The organism is Tolypothrix bouteillei VB521301, from assembly GCF_000760695.4.
Taxonomy (GTDB): domain Bacteria; phylum Cyanobacteriota; class Cyanobacteriia; order Cyanobacteriales; family Nostocaceae; genus Scytonema; species Scytonema bouteillei_A.
This window is the reverse complement of sequence record NZ_JHEG04000001.1, coordinates 5,963,069-5,981,004: the sequence shown is the minus strand read 5'-3', so window position 1 is coordinate 5,981,004 and position 17,936 is coordinate 5,963,069. Positions and strand designations below refer to the sequence as shown.

Annotated in this window: 20 protein-coding genes; 9 read left to right on the top strand and 11 right to left on the bottom strand. The window is 41.3% G+C overall.

All coding sequences use genetic code 11. The annotated features are described in order from the left end of the window. Position 1: 1 nt before the first annotated feature. Both HC643_RS24160 and HC643_RS24155 read right to left on the bottom strand, forming a co-directional pair. Positions 2-142, bottom strand: a complete 141-nt coding sequence (locus tag HC643_RS24160) for an SDR family oxidoreductase (RefSeq protein WP_082051594.1) — start codon at positions 140-142, stop codon at positions 2-4. A 162-nt stretch (positions 143-304) separates the two neighbouring features. Beyond that, a complete protein-coding gene (locus HC643_RS24155) occupies positions 305-865 on the bottom strand; it encodes a MerR family transcriptional regulator (protein ID WP_237265936.1) in 561 nt (186 codons plus the stop codon). A gap of 162 nt (positions 866-1,027) precedes the next feature. On the opposite strand from HC643_RS24155, the gene HC643_RS40890 reads away from it, so the two are divergent. Further along, positions 1,028-1,207, top strand: coding sequence for a hypothetical protein (locus tag HC643_RS40890; RefSeq protein WP_050045212.1), 180 nt, complete (start codon positions 1,028-1,030; stop codon positions 1,205-1,207). A 267-nt stretch (positions 1,208-1,474) separates the two neighbouring features. Here HC643_RS40890 and dps read toward each other — a convergent pair whose 3' ends face one another. The 7 genes from dps to cysE all read right to left on the bottom strand — a co-directional run bounded on the left by dps (position 1,475) and on the right by cysE (position 6,043). Continuing rightward, complete coding sequence (dps, locus tag HC643_RS24145) at positions 1,475-2,047, bottom strand: DNA starvation/stationary phase protection protein Dps (RefSeq protein WP_038078982.1); 573 nt, start codon at positions 2,045-2,047, stop codon at positions 1,475-1,477. Between the two features lie 679 nt (positions 2,048-2,726). Next, positions 2,727-2,930 (bottom strand): putative nitrogen fixation protein NifT, encoded by a 204-nt coding sequence (gene nifT, locus HC643_RS24140; RefSeq protein ID WP_038078986.1) that lies wholly within the window; start codon positions 2,928-2,930, stop codon positions 2,727-2,729. Positions 2,931-2,982: 52 nt separating this feature from the next. Next, on the bottom strand, positions 2,983-3,276 hold the full coding sequence (locus HC643_RS24135; RefSeq protein ID WP_038078988.1) for a nitrogen fixation protein NifZ: 294 nt from the start codon (positions 3,274-3,276) through the stop codon (positions 2,983-2,985). Next, a complete protein-coding gene (gene nifV / locus HC643_RS24130; RefSeq protein WP_038078990.1) occupies positions 3,263-4,399 on the bottom strand; it encodes a homocitrate synthase in 1,137 nt (378 codons plus the stop codon). The genes HC643_RS24135 and nifV overlap by 14 nt, the downstream gene beginning before the upstream one ends. A 365-nt stretch (positions 4,400-4,764) precedes the next feature. Then, a complete protein-coding gene (locus tag HC643_RS24125; protein WP_038078992.1) occupies positions 4,765-4,974 on the bottom strand; it encodes a DUF2949 domain-containing protein in 210 nt (69 codons plus the stop codon). Positions 4,975-5,027: 53 nt separating this feature from the next. Further along, complete coding sequence (locus HC643_RS24120; protein ID WP_050045213.1) at positions 5,028-5,273, bottom strand: Asr1405/Asl0597 family protein; 246 nt, start codon at positions 5,271-5,273, stop codon at positions 5,028-5,030. 2 nt (positions 5,274-5,275) lie between these two features. Next, positions 5,276-6,043 (bottom strand): serine O-acetyltransferase, encoded by a 768-nt coding sequence (cysE, locus tag HC643_RS24115; protein WP_038078994.1) that lies wholly within the window; start codon positions 6,041-6,043, stop codon positions 5,276-5,278. 1,097 nt (positions 6,044-7,140) lie between these two features. Between cysE and HC643_RS24110 the strand changes: the two genes are divergently transcribed. After that, positions 7,141-7,839, top strand: coding sequence for a carbonic anhydrase (locus HC643_RS24110; RefSeq protein WP_038078996.1), 699 nt, complete (start codon positions 7,141-7,143; stop codon positions 7,837-7,839). 57 nt (positions 7,840-7,896) lie between these two features. Here HC643_RS24110 and HC643_RS24105 read toward each other — a convergent pair whose 3' ends face one another. Further along, the gene (locus HC643_RS24105) at positions 7,897-8,838 is read right to left on the bottom strand and encodes an NAD(P)-dependent alcohol dehydrogenase (protein WP_038078998.1); all 942 of its coding nucleotides are present in this window, start codon (positions 8,836-8,838) and stop codon (positions 7,897-7,899) included. Between the two features lie 304 nt (positions 8,839-9,142). Between HC643_RS24105 and HC643_RS24100 the strand changes: the two genes are divergently transcribed. After that, positions 9,143-9,604: a hypothetical protein gene (locus HC643_RS24100; protein ID WP_167844743.1), complete on the top strand. Its 462-nt coding sequence runs from the start codon at positions 9,143-9,145 to the stop codon at positions 9,602-9,604. Between the two features lie 137 nt (positions 9,605-9,741). On the opposite strand, the gene HC643_RS24095 is transcribed toward HC643_RS24100, so the two are convergent. After that, positions 9,742-10,368: a type I restriction enzyme HsdR N-terminal domain-containing protein gene (locus tag HC643_RS24095; protein WP_038079000.1), complete on the bottom strand. Its 627-nt coding sequence runs from the start codon at positions 10,366-10,368 to the stop codon at positions 9,742-9,744. 1,591 nt (positions 10,369-11,959) lie between these two features. Between HC643_RS24095 and nifB the strand changes: the two genes are divergently transcribed. From nifB to nifH, 6 genes are all read left to right on the top strand, one after another. Beyond that, positions 11,960-13,420, top strand: a complete 1,461-nt coding sequence (gene nifB / locus HC643_RS24090; RefSeq protein ID WP_038079002.1) for a nitrogenase cofactor biosynthesis protein NifB — start codon at positions 11,960-11,962, stop codon at positions 13,418-13,420. Positions 13,421-13,548: 128 nt separating this feature from the next. Further along, entirely contained in the window at positions 13,549-13,953 is a 405-nt protein-coding gene (locus tag HC643_RS24085; RefSeq protein ID WP_082051595.1) for a 4Fe-4S binding protein, read from the top strand. An 81-nt stretch (positions 13,954-14,034) separates the two neighbouring features. Beyond that, positions 14,035-15,243 carry a cysteine desulfurase NifS gene (gene nifS / locus HC643_RS24080; RefSeq protein WP_038079004.1) on the top strand — a complete coding sequence of 403 codons (1,209 nt, stop codon included), beginning with the start codon at positions 14,035-14,037 and terminating at the stop codon, positions 15,241-15,243. A gap of 91 nt (positions 15,244-15,334) precedes the next feature. Beyond that, the gene (gene nifU / locus HC643_RS24075; RefSeq protein ID WP_038078008.1) at positions 15,335-16,237 is read left to right on the top strand and encodes a Fe-S cluster assembly protein NifU; all 903 of its coding nucleotides are present in this window, start codon (positions 15,335-15,337) and stop codon (positions 16,235-16,237) included. Between the two features lie 159 nt (positions 16,238-16,396). Beyond that, on the top strand, positions 16,397-16,753 hold the full coding sequence (locus HC643_RS24070) for a group I truncated hemoglobin (RefSeq protein ID WP_038078023.1): 357 nt from the start codon (positions 16,397-16,399) through the stop codon (positions 16,751-16,753). Positions 16,754-17,033: 280 nt separating this feature from the next. Continuing rightward, positions 17,034-17,924, top strand: a complete 891-nt coding sequence (nifH, locus tag HC643_RS24065) for a nitrogenase iron protein (RefSeq protein WP_038078010.1) — start codon at positions 17,034-17,036, stop codon at positions 17,922-17,924. The last annotated feature ends 12 nt before the right edge of the window (positions 17,925-17,936 follow it).

Below are 17,936 nucleotides of genomic sequence, written 5' to 3'. Positions count from 1 at the left end.
TTCAAGAACCGCGAAAACCAGGCATGGCAAAGCCGCCATCAACAGCGATCGTCTGTCCTGTGATGTAAGACGCAGCATCGGAGCAAAGCCAGACTACCGCTTCTGCCACTTCTTCTGATTCGCCCAATCCCCGAACTTCCACCTGTCACCAAAGCGACTTTGTTTTGCAAATTCATTGTGAATTCTCCATTGTTGTGAAGGTTAATTTCAGCGCAATGCTAACCAGTGAGGTATGCCGTTTACAGACCACACTCAATAGGTGAAGTTGAACGCTGTAGCTCTAGAGTAAAAAGAACATTCAGCGTTATGATTGAAATTTGCTCTCATGCAAGGAACCAGACGCTTCGTTGGATTGAGGTTCAACTTCTGCTTCAACATCTACCTGTTGGAGAGCGCGTTCCAACATAAAAGCTCGTCCTGCCGCCAGACATTTCTGGCGTTCGTTTGCTTCTGAATAGGAATCGGTTGCATCCGTCTGGTGACGGGCTTCCAATCCCTTGTAATAGCCAATCTTCCACTGAATCATTTCCAGGTTGCTCCTCAGTTCTTGAATGTGTGCCTGTACCTGTTGCTCGTGGGCTTCTAGCAGCTTGCGGCGGGAGCCAATTGCCTCTGGTCGCTCTCGAAACAGTCGGGCAAATTCCTGCATCTGCCGAATTGGCATTCCGGTTGCCCGCAGGCGAGTCAGAAACTCGATGCGGGCAATGTCTTGTGCCGAATAGCGACGATGCCCACTGCTAGCGCGATCGACTGGCTCCAGTAAGCCATTGCGTTCGTAGTACCGCAGTGTGTGAACCGTTAAGCCCGTTTGCTGGGCAACCTGTTGAATCGTCAGGGTTTGCATGGGACTCACCGAGAGAAACATAGTTTCACCTTAGAACTTAGAGCGCACTCTAAGTCAAGCCCTGCTGAATCAAATGGTGGAAAATCATCCGATTGGAGGAACGCTCGTGCCTAATCTTTTATACTACGTGATTCAAGGATAATTGTTGTATGAATCATAGATTGAGAGTAAAGCAAAGAATTTTTGCCAAGGTTGGAAGTTGAAGAATTGTTGGAAAGATATGCTGCTCGGGAGAGAGATTTTGAAATTAGTGATTTGAGTGGAGTTGATTTGAGTGGCGCTTCGTGGTGTTTCAATGCCAAAGACGCTTTCTTTAATAACACCATCATGCCCGATGGTACTGTTAAGACTGGAAGAGGCTAAATCGTATAATTCTGCGCTGCAATCACAGGGCTTAGGCATCCAGCTAGGTATTATCAAAACATCGTATTAAAGTTGCAAAGGGAGTAAGACCTCAAAAAACAGAAAAGGTGGGTATTGCCCACCTAGCCTTGTAAAAATGAACTAAATTTTTAGACAAAAAAGCTCTCTTTCCTCTGCGCCTCTGCGCTTAAAAAAGAATTTATTAAACTACAGCAGCACAGAGAGATAAAAAATTGGGAAATAACTTTATCCTTCATTCTTTACACTTCATACTCTAGCAGCAGTTCTGTCCAGATTTTGAGCAGTAGCTGGAGCACCATTTCCAGAATTATTTGCAGCTGCTTGTAAATGAGCATCAAGGAACCAGAGGCGCTTGTCGATAGTGCGAGAAACTTCGGTGTACAGGTCAGCGGTGTCAGCATCGCCTAAATCGTTGGTTTTGTCGATCGCTTCACGCAAATGCTTGGCATAAGGTCCAAAGCGATCCGCCAAAGCAGTAACGTGCTCCATTCCAGCGATAATCTCTGTAGGATACTCTGGCAAAATAGAACTTGCAGCTGCCATGCGTACAGTTCCGCAAGCATAACCACCCAAAGCAGTAATACGTTCAGCAACTAGATCGATAAATTCTTCTAACTCACCTGCAATTTCATCAAATAATTCGTGCAATTGATAGAAGTCAGTCCCTTTGACATTCCAGTGTGCTTGTTTTGTTTGAGATTTTAAATCTGAAGTGGCTGCTAGAGTTTGGTTGAGAATTGCAACTATCTTGGAGCGTGCGTCTGCGGGAATATCAATACGGGTAGGATAAAGGCGTGATGCAAGTTTGTTGTCAGTCATGGTAAGTGTTTGTTTCTTTCATCAGCGTGACACCACTCAGTTTACAAATATTTGTCTGATTTCGGAAACCTTCTCCTGATAGATGGATTTTTATCCAAAAGACTTATAATGATTCTTAATTAGATATTGTATAATATATAGATAAAATATATGCTTTATAGCATGGGTAGCTATAAGCTAAAAGTTAAGCTTATAGCTAAAGTCAGTTAAAGCCCTCTGAAGACTAAATTTAGTACCCTGATGGTAGGCAGGGAGACTTATATCTTGCACCTACACTCTCGTTGGGTGAGGCTATACAAACGAAGAGGGCGCTTCGCAGGCTATAAATTCCGATTTTTGGTGTTATTGATAAAAACATATGTTTATTGAGTACATAAAAATTCAGTATTAATACCTTGGTGCAAGATGTAAGGAGAGGCTAGCTTAACTGGGCTTATCATTATTCAACTTGAAGGAAGACAGACAAGAGAAGCTGCTTTATTTGTGGGTGATGAAGTATTAATTGACCAGAATGTATTGGAAACGTTAAATTTGCTTGTGAATTGCAAGAATCAATGTTTAATTGCTCATTCAAAACATCCTGAATATTCAATATTCAGGATTTAACTTAATTATTCGCGTCCTAAGTCCTCAGTCATTTACCACTACTCATGACAAATGACAAAGGACAAGTGACAGTTTACGCAATTCGCTTAGCTTCTACAGTTTGAGGTAACTTGAGTGGGTCTGGCAAATTAGGAAATGAGAGTTCCCAGCCATTTGCGAGAGTGAAAATCTTGCCGTCTGCTCCTTCTGTTTGCTTGACAACTTCTTCCTCTAAATCTTTCTTGGCAACGTAAACAACTAAATTTCCAGCAGTATTTTGACGCAGCATGACTTTCATGTATTTTTCCCGCTTTCTAGTGGTATTATGGATGTACTATAATCAATCGTTCTCATTCCCCGTCAGGAGAGGCGTTTTCTTGGCTTTCCTCAACAAGTTCTAGTTCACCTTTGCGACAACCTACGACATACCCCGTAGTTTGAAGAAAATGAACGGCATAAATGTAGGATCTTTGTAAGAAAGTTCCTACGCTGACGACATAGCCAATATCTCCTTTCTTGGCGAGGACTGTTCCTATTTCTAGTCCGGGAAAAGTGCCATCGTTTTTGATTAATTTGCGAAGTCGGACTTTATCTCCTATCTCAAAGACTGGTTCTAGACCTAGTTCTAGTTCATCCAATTGCATGAGAGTACCTCTGTTGCTCTTTTGCTAAATTCAACAGTTCTTGCACCGTTAAGCTGCGTTTTTTCTCGACTGACTCTTGCCGCACTGCTTCTAATACAGATTTGGTTTCTTCTGAGTTTAAGAAGATACCGTGTTGCTGCAAAACGTTCGATACTAAGTGTCTGCCAGAATGTTTGCCCACAACCAATCGCCGTTCCCACCCTACCTCTTCTGGAGCAAAAGGTTCATAAGTGGAGGGGTTTTGCAATACGCCGTGAGCGTGGATACCTGCTTCATGAGCAAAGGTATTTTCACCGACAATTGCTTTCCAAGGCGGTACGCTAGAGCCTGATGCTCGAGCAACAAGTCGGGATAGTTCTAATAAACGAGGAGTGTCAATGCCTAAATTGACGCCGTAGATGCGTTTGAGAGACATGACAACTTCTTCTAATGCTGCATTTCCAGCCCTTTCACCAAGTCCGTTAACAGTTGTATTTACGGATGTGGCTCCAGCTTTAATTCCTGCAAGAGCATTGGCGGTAGCCAACCCAAAGTCATTGTGGGTGTGTATTTCTACAGGAATTGATAATGCTGTGACCAACCGTTTCACTTTGTAGTAAGTGGTGAAGGGGTCAAGAATGCCAACAGTGTCGCAAAAGCGAAATCGCGATGCACCCCATTCTTGGGCATAGTTGGCGACATCTAGGAGAAAACTCTCGTCAGATCGCGAAGAGTCTTCTCCTCCAACAGCTACCCAAAGCCCTTTATCAACGGCGAAGCTAATGCTATCTCTAAGTTGTTGTAGTGTAACCCGCCACTGACCTTGAAATTTTGCAGTAATTTGAATTCCGGATACAGGTACGGAAATGTGTACTCGCTTCAATCCACAAGCTATAGATGCTTCAATATCTGATATGACAGCACGGTTCCAACCTAAAAGTTTGGCTTGCAAATCTAAGTTGCGAATAGCCGATATTGCTCGGGTTTCTTCCTCTCCCATTGCAGGAATGCCAACTTCTATCTCGTGAACGCCAATGGCGTCCAGAAATTGTGCGATCGCGGCTTTCTCTTGTAAGTTAAAAGCGACTCCAGCGGCTTGTTCGCCATCGCGCAAGGTGGTGTCATTAATTAGAATTTGATTCATGAGTTGAAAACCTATAGGTGAGAATGTTAGTTGTTAGTTGTTAGTTGTTAGTTGTTAGTTGTTAATGGCTATTGGCTACTAACTACTCTCATAAATATGTAATGTACAAGCATAATAAATTACACATTCTTTTTATCTGTTGGTGCTTTTTCTTCACCAAACAGCAAATAGCTAATATAGGTATTAGCAACTCCTGATAAAATTAATAAGCTCAATCCAGCAATTAAACTTGAAATCATAATAGACCTCTCTCTTTTTTAATCGTTTTGTTGGCTCACTTGCAGTTATTCTCACTACAATTTGCAATGAGAAATCATTTATTGGTAGTTTTTCAACCAATCCACATTTGGTTAGAACAAATTTGGTTACCAATAGTCAGTCACTGGTTGGTCTTCCAACCAATCCAAAATACGTTCTAACTGTTCTATATCAACTAATCCATACTGCCAGAGCAGCATCGTTAATGGTTCGTTATTTAACTCATGTTTTTTCAGTGCGATCGCAATATCGCCCGCAGTTAGTAAAAGCTCCTTTTGTAAAAAATTGATGAATTGTGTATTACTGTAATGATTCATAACTCAATCTCACACGCTTGAATTTATCAGCAACACACCCATACCCCAATCATTTAAGCCTCCCAGCATTGCTCCAACCAATCAATTAATTCTTGACGAGTTGCTACCAATTGCAAGACAGTACTGCGAACGAGACATGCTGTCAGACATCCATCAATTTGTACTCGCAGAGAACCATCAGGAAGACACCAACAGGGAATCATCAATTCTTGCAAGCGGTGATAGATTCGCCAGCGATCGCATACAGGAATCTGAAGAATATGCTCGAAAGAATTTTGCTCTCTACAAGGTTGCAACATAATTAATGTTCCTTAGTTACCAATTCTTTTTCCTTTGCTGATGAGTGAAAGGTTTGCAGCCTTTGTTCGAGTTGCTCAATACGCTCTACCAATGAGCGAATCATGCGAGCTTCTAGATCGGGTAGCTTGCCATGCTCTAAGGGAGAAAGGGGTTTTTCTTGCTTGTGGGAAATAATACGACCTGGAATTCCTACAACAGTAGAATCTGAAGGGACATCCCGCAAAACAACCGAACCCGCACCTATACGGACGCGATCTTCAATACGAATATTGCCCAAGACCTTTGCCCCAGCGCCTACAACAACGTTTTTACCTAAAGTAGGATGGCGCTTACCGCTTTCTTTGCCTGTTCCTCCAAGGGTGACGCCTTGGTAAATCAAACTATAGTCTCCAACTATGGCAGTTTCGCCAATGACAACTCCCACACCGTGGTCGATAAATACACCTTTGCCTATTTCTGCTCCAGGATGAATTTCAATTCCAGTAAAAAATCGCCCCAAATAAGAAATAAAGCGGGGGAGAAAAGTCACTTTCTGACGGTGTAGCCAGTGGGCAATACGATGCAAGCAAAGTGCATGAAACCCAGGGTAGCAAAAAAGCACTTCTAACCAGTTCCGTGCGGCTGGGTCTCGCTCAAATATGATGCGAAAATCCGTTAAGAGTGGTTCAAAAAAAATGCCAGTCCAGATTGCTCTGAGTAAGTTGACAGTGGCAAATACCGGCATTTTTGTAGATTTGGAATTTTGGATATGCTCGAGGGACTGTTGCATCGGTACTGTTTGGTGAAAAGAGCCGTATGCGGTTATGTTTTCTGCTTATACCAGATGGCTCTAAAAATGCTTGTCCCGTCGATGCTGATTGTATTTATTGGATTGATTAAGGTTGTACTCACTCGCCTCAAACCCGCGCCCCATAAAGCCTTAAAATTGTTGTTGGGGTAGGGGGACTAGTATTTTCAGGGCGGGGGGACTAGTATTTATGGGGGAGGGGAATAAGTATTTCTGTACTCGATATAAACCCGCTTACCTGTAGGCTTACATTGCTTTGAGGCAAGATAAATTTGCATAAATTAATAAAAACTCACTTGAACTCAGACAAGAGTCAAGTAGGCGTTAAATGTAGAGATTCTGTATACCCTATTACTTTTTATTATTTTATTCTTTTCCCTGAAAAAAGACAAGCCCCTCTTTATTTATTCGATAGCAATCTGTCTGTGCATATAGATACTGTTTGAGAAACCGCTCGTCAAGTAGGTGCTAAGCTGTGCTGACTTTAATTTTCTCATGTTGACCGAGAGGGTGAGGGTTTGACTCATTTTTCCCTAGTTTGAGAATCTGCAAATTATATGCACGACAGCTTAACTATCCCGATTGCTTTTCATGAGTCGGAGTATCGCACATCATAAGATAAAAAGGTTTAGTTAGACTCTCTCCTCTTGCCTTGTGATGGCAGGTTAGGATCATATATCAGTATCGAATACTACAAACACCAACCGTATTGCTTAAGATTTACTATCCGCTTCTAACAATATGTCCAATTATTTTAACAAATCTTTATATTTACCATAAAGAATATAATTATTGTCGAGCTATCTTCTGTCAACGATCATAGATTTAAACTAATATATATCATCAGATAATTAAAGCATAAGAATTTATTAGAGTAACCATTGTTTAATTATCTAGCCAATATATTTCCTTGTGATACCCATAAAGGCTAATCTATTCCTAATAAGATTAAGCAAAAATGAATTTGTCTTAGTTTCCATAATAACAATGCTTGAAAGGAACAGTTGTTCATTGACAACTGCGTCTTGTTTTGCTGCAATTTTTTGAAGATGGGCAGATTAATCCGTAGAGAGAAGACAATGAAAAGAATAGTCTCCAGAAGAAATTTACTGAAGTTAGGTGCAGGAGTAGTAGGTACGGGAGTCGTAACAGCAGGAGTAGGCTCTGATTTAGTTTTTCCGCAAAAAGCAGTTGCCAAAGATGATGTTACTCCCGAGCAAGCCCTGCAACTCCTTATAGAAGGAAATGAACGATTTGTTACAAGAAAACGAAAAAACCCCAATCAAACTTCTGCACGTCTAGTAGAAGTTGCCAAAGGTCAGAAACCGTTTGCTTCTATTCTCGGTTGTGCCGATTCACGGGTTCCTTCGGAGATTATCTTTGACCAAGGATTTGGGGATTTATTTGTATGTCGTGTAGCTGGTAATATTGCTACGCCAGAAGAAACTGGCAGTCTGGAATTTGGCAGTGTAGTATTAGGTTCAAAAGTCATTATGGTGCTGGGGCATAAAAGATGTGGTGCGGTAGAAGCCACACTCAAAGGTACCCCAGTTCCCGGTCAAATTGCTACTTTACTGGCTGCTATTAAACCAGGTATAGAATCAGCCAAAAATCTACCGGGAGACAAATTAGAAAATGCCTGTAAAGCCAACATTGCAACACAAATAGAAAAGTTGAAAACATCTCCACTGCTCTCGCAATTAATTCTTGAGAAAAAACTCATTATGGTGGGTGGTTATTACGATCTAGATACTGGTCGTGTCAGCCTACTGAAGTAGTATTTCATGCACTCAAGGTAGATCTCTTTGATATCAAAATTCCTGTGGTTCTCTTAGCTAAGCGATCGTAATGGCAATTTTACCCACAACGCGATCGCTTTCACTATATGCATGAGCAGCAGCTATTTCTTGTAAAGTATATGTGCGGTCAATTACAGTTCTCAGTTTACCCGCCTCGCTCAATTCTTTCAAGTAAGCCAAATCTTGAGTTCTGGGTACTGCAAAAATATTCCTAGCTTTTTGACCGGGAAGGATAACAGTCAATACATTTTGGACTACACTTTCAAAGCTAGGAAGCGTAGTTATATAAGTTCCAAGTGGTTTGAGAACTTTTTTACAAATAGAAAATGACTGCTTGGCAACAGCATCTAAAATAATATCGTACTGCGTGGCATCTTGAGTGAAATCCTGTTGTGTATAGTCAATAATTCTGTCTGCTCCTAGAGACTTTACCAAATCCACATTTTTTGTACTGCAAACAGCGGTAACTTTTGCACCTAAAGCTTTAGCAATTTGTACTGCATAAGTTCCAACACCACCGGAAGCACCATTAACGAGGACAGTGTGTCCTGATTGGATATTGCCCAAGTCTCGTAACGATTGTAAAGCCGTCAGCCCTGCGACAGGTATCGCAGCGGCTTCCTCATAGGTCATATTTATTGGTTTGAGTGCAGCACTTGTTTCCGGAACAGCTGTAAATTCAGCGTAAGCCCCTCCCTTCAAGCCTACATTTCCGTAAATTGCATCTCCCGGTTTGAAGAGTGTAACTTGGGAACCCACTTCTACAACATCTCCTGACAAATCAAATCCCAAAATCATGGGGAATTTATTTCCCGTGACAAACTTCAACATACCCTTGCGGATTTTCCAATCAACGGGATTCACGCAAGAGGCGCGGACTTTAACAAGTAATTCATTAGGTTGAATCTTTGGTAGTTCCACTTCTTCATACTGTAAAACTTCAGGAGAACCGTAGTGGGAGATAACTGCTGCTTTCATGGGATACCTCTTATGAAGTGTTATTTAAAGTTAGAACGAGTATGAGATTCTTTTGACAACTTAAATTTTTTAATAACCCCGTATTGATTTTATTGCGATCGTGGATAATTATAGGGAAAGTTATCCGTCAAAAAACAATTGGTGATTATACATAATAGATAGCATAGTATCGCTTGCCATGGCTGAAATACTTTAAAATCCAAGCTTTTTAGCTAAACTCTAAATTCAAAACCTGTATAACTCATAATTTATATCTTTATCAATTCACTTTGAAAAAGCTATTACTACTTTCGGAAGAAGAACAATGTTAGATTTTGGAATAGTTGGTTTTTTATCCAATCTTATAATTTTTTCTGACTTTACCAAAGAATACTCGCAGGAAAGTCAATTCCAACCAAAAGTAGAATTTAATGCTAACCTTAGAGAGATGTCAGAGGATTTTAACTTTAAATTAGAAAATTATAGAATGTTACATCATGGATTTGTCCATAACATAAATATTGATGTTCGCTATCAATATGTTAAGGGTATAGCAAACGGTCAGTATCCAGATTTTCTCAAATTGGAGGAAGATATAAAACAGTTTTTAGGAAATTATCCCAATGAAACTGATTACTGGGAAATTATTAATAAGGAACTCGCTAAAATGTTACTTGTTAAATATCCTCAACTTTCGTCTATCACTCTTAAGATTGATGTACCTCCTGATGTAAAAGTGGCAAGACCCCGCTCTAGTACTGTAACTTTGACTCGATATCAACAGTAGGCTTTTGTATGCGTAGGTTCGGTTGAACGAAGTGAAACCCAACACGATATTAAGAAGATATGTTCAGCTTAATGGCAAAATAATAATATATGTTGGGTTTCGTTCCTCAACCCAGCCTACAGATAATATTTGAAAATTTATTTTTGAGAAACAAGTTGAGCTAGACGCTTTAATATTTTTACGACGTTATCTATATCATCACGGCTATCTAAGGCAAACAAATCTGATACAGCATATTGAGGGGTTTGTGCTTGCACAAGTTTAATAAATCTAAACTCACTGCCATTTGTTACAAATCCAAAAGCTGGTCTTTCTGAAGTTAAATTAGTCAGCATATAAGCTAATGCTTGGGGAATCGCCAGAACTAAAGAATATTCTGCTCGTTTTGCTTCGATAACAAGAACCCAGAATGGAGGTTGAAAAACCAAGATATCGATACGTCCTCTAATAATTGTTCCTTGGTCTTCTGAAGAGATTTCAACTTCTATCTCTGAAGCAATGTAGAAAAGAGGATTGTAAAAACCTGCAAGACGCAAGAGTGGTGATAGTACCACCATTTTGACAACAGGTTCTAAAATTGTGTACTGGGAAAGATGGAGATATTCTGCTTTGACTTCAGTTAGGGTTTGCTTGTCGGCTTCGCTCAGATCGGGTAAATTATCTTGCCACTCTCGGAAGAATTGTTCATCTTGTGAACGTTGCAAATTAAATTTCTCTATGAGATCGACTAGAGTAACATCTTTGCCTTGAAGAATTTGAACCATATTTTGTGATGAATATTGTTTGCACCTGAGGTTTATTACTGAATGTTACTTGTATATTGAAATGCACTATCTACAGACAACATATATGACCAAATACCGATCGCCCTATCAATTTCTACATTTTATTATTCGCGATATGTACTTAAGATAACTTTTTTACCAATTGTAAGACTATGCGATCGCTAAAATACTGGTTCAATATTTTAACATGAGTGAGCTATGCTAAGAATATTTGTACAGCATTCCTAAATCTAAGGTATACAGAGGAAGATAAGAGCTATGGCTACTCTAGCACTCAAAATTCCTCGCATTACCCATGAAAAATTTTGGGAAATTTGCCAGTGTATCCGTGCTGACTAGTTGCGTTTCTCCTGAGTTATTCTCAAGGGCTAAGCCATCTGTTCCCGTACCATGTCCGGAAAAGTGTATACTAACGCTTGCCGATCGCACCTCTATTCTTCTCTCTGCATTCTCTGCGCCTTGGCGATTAACAAGTAATTAATTTAACCACAGAGACACAGAGAGCGCACGGGAAAGAGGAAATGTTAGTCTAAAAAATTGCGTGTTTTTTGTGTTTTTACTGGACGGGCTTCGCTACATCCCCAATTTTAAATCCTTGACCTTAAGATGATAAAGTTTCCGCTATTGTATGGGAGTCTGTGTCCAAAAGCATTTTTTCACTTTTTAAAACCCATTAATTAGGATAAAATCTCAATAGATGTAGATTGTATGTAAAGAAAAAGCCAAATTATCAACTACTTGAGCTTGTACGCAGTCTAATTTTAGTGAGAAATTATGGTGTTTGATGGGAGGACACAAAAATTTACGCAGGATTAAAAAAATATGAACTGCATTTTTCCTGGGAAAAAAATGATAGGTTAGATACAGAATTGAATTTCGCAAATCTTTGGAGTAAACACATCCATGTTGCTCCAAGTTTCCAAGCTCTGAATCTACCTTTTGACAAGGATCTGAGTGCGAACGATCGGTCTTTGAGTACAAGGTAAAAGAGCTTTAAACAAGTTAAAATTTCCCTGAAACTGATGCTGGGAAGAAACTTTGGGTGAGTACAGAAATACTTGTCCCCGTTTCCATAAATGCTAGAACCCCAACCTCAAAATTCTAGTACCCCTATCCGAAAAATTTTTTTTTGAACCCTGAAATGCTCTCTTGGCTTGGGTTTCCAACTTTGAGTACAAAACCAATCAATTCAATAAATTCTATCCGAGGCAGACTCACTACCCCCTTGAAAACGACTGATATAAATCAAGTATCGCCAACACTTAATGCGCTAACAACGGCGCACTAGAGTGAGTGGAGGGATGAGATAGCACCATGCCCCTGTGAACCGAAGTCGCGGATTGACCCGCAATTGACCCAAGTCTCAAAGCTCTGACACACACCAGCTAAGAAACAAGGGTTTGTGGCGTAAGTCCAATACGCGGCTTCCATTCCTTAACACATAGGTTGTGACAACATCTGCCACGGGCAATACTGTTAAAAGTTAAAACTGAAAAATTAAAAGGCTGCCTTTTAACTTTTGACTTTTGGCTTTTGACTCCTGACTTTATGTGAAAGATTGCGAAATTCAATGACACAGTCAACAGGACTCGTTACTCCCCTCATTACACAACAGGCAACTCAATCTAAATCCAGTGGTTGTGGTAGTGGATGCGGTAGCACCAGTGCAACTCCGGAAATAGATGAAAAGCTAAAACAACGGATCGAAACCCATCCTTGTTACAGCGAGGAAGCCCATCACCATTATGCAAGATTGCACGTTGCAGTTGCTCCTGCTTGCAACATTCAGTGCAACTACTGCAATCGCAAATATGATTGTGCAAACGAAAGCCGCCCTGGTGTTGTCAGCGAACTACTTACCCCAGAGGAAGCAGCACACAAAGTTTTGGTTATTGCAGGTAAGATTCCCCAACTCACTGTATTGGGAATTGCGGGTCCTGGCGATCCACTTGCAAATCCAGAGAAAACCTTCCGTACCTTTGAGTTGATTGCAGAAAAAGCACCAGAAATCAAGCTTTGCCTGTCAACTAACGGTTTGATGCTTCCTGAATATATTGACCGGATCAAACAATTAAATATTGACCACGTTACTATCACCATTAATATGGTGGACCCTGAAATTGGAGCAAAAATTTATCCTTGGGTTCACTACAAGCGCAAGCGTTATAGAGGCATTGAAGGGGTTAAAATTTTACATGAAAAGCAGATGGAAGGTCTGCAAGCCCTGAAAGAAGCTGATATTTTGTGTAAAGTTAACTCGGTAATGATTCCGGGAATTAATGACGAGCACCTATTAGAAGTTAATAAAGTTATTCGTGAAAAAGGTGCGTTTCTGCACAATATTATGCCGTTGATTTCTGCACCAGAGCACGGCACTCATTTTGGCTTGACGGGTCAGCGCGGTCCTACACCCGCAGAATTGAAAGCAGTACAAGATAATTGTGCTGGTAATATGAAAATGATGCGTCATTGCCGTCAGTGCCGTGCAGATGCAGTTGGTTTATTAGGTGAAGACCGCAGCTTAGAATTTACCAAGGATAAATTCATGGAGATGACTCCTGAATACGATCCGCAAAAGCGCCAAGAAGTTCTTGCTGGTATTGAGAAGTTTAAGTCAGAACTGAAAGCAGCTAGAGCAAAGGTAAATGTCGAGACAACCGATAGCAAGTCTTTGCAACAAAACAATCCAAAAATCCTAGTTGCTGTTGCAACAAAAGGTGGTGGATTGGTTAACCAACATTTCGGTCATGCGAAGGAATTCCAGGTTTACGAAGTTGACGGTCATACCGTTCGCTATGTAGGACATCGCAAAGTTGACCACTACTGTCAAGGTGGTTACGGAGAGAAAGCTACTCTGGAAAATATCATTCAATCCATTGCTGATTGCAAAGCAGTACTCGTTTCCAAAATTGGTGACGGTCCTAAAGAAAAGTTACAAAATATCGGCGTCCAAGTCTACGAAGCTTACGACTCCATCGAAGTTGCAGCCCTAGAGTTTTACAAGCAATACTTGCAAGTTGTTAGCTGTTAATTGTTAGTTGTTAGTTGTTAGTGGAATAAATAATAACCACTAACCACTAACCACTACCTACTAACCCATCCCCATTATCCAGTACCCATTTCTTAAATTGAAGTCTCTTACTATTCAGGGGAAAAGTTATGTCTTACAAGATAACCAGCAAGTGCATTTCTTGCAAACTGTGTCTCTCTGTGTGTCCTGTTAATGCAATCAAGATTGTTGATGGTCAGCACTGGATCGACCCCAATCTCTGCAATAATTGTGTTGGTACTGCCTATACTGTTCCTCAGTGTATGGCTGGTTGTCCAACCTGTGATGGTTGCGTTCAAGAAACGAGCGATTACTGGGAATGCTGGTTTGCTACTTACAATAAACTACTAGCAAAATTAACAAAAAAACAAGATTATTGGGAAAACTGGTTTGACTATTATTCACAACAGTTTTCCAAACAATTAGAAAAAAATGTAATAGCTAATTGTAAGACCAGCCCTGCAGGCGGGTTTCCCGCCGTAAGGGACTGGCGCACCCGAAGGGCTAATAGCTAACGGCTATTAGCAATCAACAATTAGCTATTAGCTATTAGCTATTAACCATTAACTATTCGTTATCTTACAAAGTTGGAAGCAATGCTAAAAGATTGTATTTATCTAGATAATAATGCCACCACAAAAGTAGATCCAGAAGTTGTAGAGGCAATGTTGCCTTACTTGAGTGATTATTACGGTAATCCTTCTAGTATGCACACTTTTGGCGGGCAGGTTGGTAAGGCAGTTAAACAAGGACGCGAACAAGTTGCTGCGCTCTTAGGTGCTGATGAATCTGAGATTGTCTTTACCAGTGGCGGTACTGAAGGTGATAATGCTGCTATCCGTGCTGCATTGCTAGCACAACCTGACAAGCGTCACATTATCACAACGCAAGTCGAACATCCTGCAGTCCTGAATGTCTGCAAGCAACTCGAATCTCAAGGTTATTCAGTTACTTATTTATCAGTTAATCGTCAGGGACAGTTGGATTTAAATGAACTGGAAGCTTCGCTTACAGGTAACACTGCTCTCGTGACAATCATGTATGCTAATAATGAAACTGGTACTATTTTCCCAATCGAACAAATTGGGATGCGCGTGAAAGAGTACGGAGCGCTGTTCCATGTGGATGCAGTCCAAGCTGTGGGCAAAATTCCCATGAATATGAAGACTAGCACCATTGATATGTTGACCATGTCGGGTCACAAGATTCACGCACCCAAAGGTATTGGTGCTTTATATGTACGTCGTGGAGTTAGATTCCGTCCTATGATTGTGGGTGGAGGACAGCAGCGCGGAAGACGGGGCGGAACAGAAAATGTTCCAGGAGTAGTTGCATTAGGCAAAGCAGCTGAACTAGAATTATTACATCTAGAAGAAGCAACAACCAGAGAAAAGCGCTTACGCGATCGCCTCGAACAAACTCTTCTCGCTCAAATTCCAGATTGCGAAGTTAACGGTGATGCAAGCCAAAGATTGCCAAACACAACCAATATTGGTTTCAAGTTTATCGAAGGCGAAGCAATTCTGCTCTCTCTAAACAAACATGGTATTTGTGCTTCATCTGGTTCTGCTTGCAGTTCTGGCTCTTTAGAACCCTCCCACGTTTTGCGGGCAATGGGTTTACCCTATACAATTTTGCACGGTTCCATTCGCTTTAGTCTTTGCCGCTACACCACAGAAGCCGAAATTGATGCAGTTTTGGCAGTAATGCCCGGTATTGTGGAACATCTGCGTACACTCTCGCCCTTTAAGAGTGACAATGCAAGTTGGCTGCAAGAACAAGAAAAAAGTTTGGCTCATCGCTAATTAGTTAGTGGTTAGTGGTTAGCCATTAGCCATTAGCCATTAGCCATTAGCCATTAGCAATTAGCAATTAACAATCACTCTAAAATCGGCTATGTGGGACTACACGGATAAAGTAATGGATCTCTTCTACAATCCTAAAAACCAAGGGGTTTTAGAAGAGACAGATGAAGCTGGTGTTAAAATTACTGTTGGTGAAGTAGGCAGTATTGCCTGTGGAGATGCTCTAAGATTGCATCTGAAAGTAGAGGAAGAAACTGAAAAAATTCTCGAAGCTCGCTATCAAACTTTTGGTTGTACTAGCGCTATAGCTTCTTCAGAAGCTCTGGTTGACCTTGTTAAAGGAAAAACTCTAGACGAAGCGCTTAAGATTAGTAATAAAGAAATTGCTAGCTATCTTGGTGGATTGCCAGAAGCAAAAATGCATTGTTCGGTTATGGGACAAGAAGCATTAGAAGCTGCTATCTATAATTATCGAGGTATTCCCCTCGCAGCCCATGACGATGATGATGAAGGAACTCTCATTTGTACTTGTTTTGGCATCAGCGATACAAAAATTCGGCGCGTTATTGTAGAGAATAATTTAACGACCGCCGAACAAGTAACAAATTATGTAAAAGCTGGTGGCGGATGCGGATCTTGTTTGGCGGCAATTGATGATATAATTGCATTAGTACAGAAAGAAACCGCAGCCCCTGTAAATAATTCCCTACAACCAAGGACTGCAAGTCAGTTTTCCCAAAAGCCACTGACATCGGTGCAAAAGATTGCACTCATTCAAAAAGTCCTGGATGAAGAAGTTCGACCCGTTTTGATCGCCGACGGGGGAGATGTGGAACTGTATGACGTAGAAGGCGATCGCGTGAAGGTTCTGCTTCAAGGTGCTTGTGGTTCGTGTTCTAGCAGTACGGCAACTTTAAAGATTGCTATAGAAGCTAGATTGCGCGAGCGGGTTAGCAAAGATCTTGTAGTAGAAGCAGTCGATCCTTTGATTTAGAGTTTAGTAATTTGCATTCGCCTGAAACACCAAGTAGGAATCAATGCACGTAACCCTACTGGAATTGGTTAACGGTGAACAGTTACCCCTAAAGCGCTGCGATCCAAGAATCAGAAGAGTGTGAATTTCGGTATCCAACTCGCTTCAAAGGACAAGAATATGAGCGCATTATTCGACAAACTCGGTGGACAGCAAGGTGTTGAGAAAGTAGTCACTGAATTTTACAAGCGTGTCATGGCTGATAGCACCCTCAATCACTTCTTTGCTAACACAGACATGGCTAAGCAACACGCTCAACAAGTTGCTTTCTTTGCTCAAATCTTTGACGGTCCTAAGGTCTACAACGGTCGTTCAATGGACAAAACCCACACAGGTATGAATCTACAGCCCCAACATTTTGATGCTGTTTCAAAGCATCTTCGTGATTCATTAACTGCATGTGGAGCTTCCGCAGAGGACACAAACGCTGCTCTCGATCGCGTCGCCAAGCTGCAAGGCGCTATCTTGAACAAGTAATGTCTAACGCATTGATTTTTGACAGATAATTCCGTCAAGCCCTACTTGGTGTTTCAGGCGAATGCACATTATGAAGTACTTGTAAAGTACTTAAGTCTGAAGAAATTTAGAAACTAACTGAGGAATAGATGATGCTTTCAATGGTTTTAGCGGTAGGGCGATCGCCTCCGGTGACGTTCTACAACAAGTCACGGCTGTAACAAATCAGCGTGACGTCTCTTCAACCAAACAGACCCACCCAACAACCAACCAATCAATCAATTGCAGGAGAAAACTCATCATGTCTGACGAAAAAATTAGACAAATAGCTTTTTACGGTAAAGGCGGTATCGGTAAGTCCACCACTTCTCAAAATACCCTTGCCGCTATGGCAGAAATGGGTCAGCGCATTTTGATTGTAGGTTGCGACCCCAAAGCAGATTCCACCCGTTTGATGCTACACAGCAAAGCTCAAACCACCGTATTACACCTTGCTGCTGAGCGTGGCGCAGTAGAAGATTTAGAACTCGAAGAAGTAATGCTCACCGGCTTCCGTGGTGTTCGTTGCGTAGAATCTGGTGGTCCTGAGCCTGGAGTAGGTTGTGCTGGACGTGGTATTATCACTGCCATCAATTTCTTGGAAGAAAACGGTGCTTACCAAGATCTAGATTTCGTTTCCTACGACGTATTGGGTGACGTTGTTTGCGGTGGTTTCGCAATGCCAATTCGTGAAGGCAAAGCACAAGAAATCTACATCGTGACTTCTGGTGAAATGATGGCGATGTACGCTGCTAACAACATCGCTCGTGGTATTCTCAAGTACGCTCACTCTGGTGGTGTACGCTTGGGTGGTCTGATTTGTAACAGCCGTAAAGTTGACCGGGAAATCGAACTCATCGAAACCTTGGCAGAACGCTTGAACACCCAAATGATTCACTTCGTACCTCGCGATAACATCGTTCAGCACGCTGAATTGCGCCGGATGACTGTTAACGAGTACGCACCTGACAGCAACCAAAGCAATGAATACCGCGCATTAGCTAAGAAGATCATCAACAACGAAAAACTAACAATCCCCACACCTCTCGAAATGGACGAGTTGGAAGCTCTACTCGTAGAGTTCGGTATCCTCGACGACGATTCCAAGCATGCAGATATCGTTGGCAAGCCAGCTTCCGAAGTTCCTGCATAAGCAACCCAACAG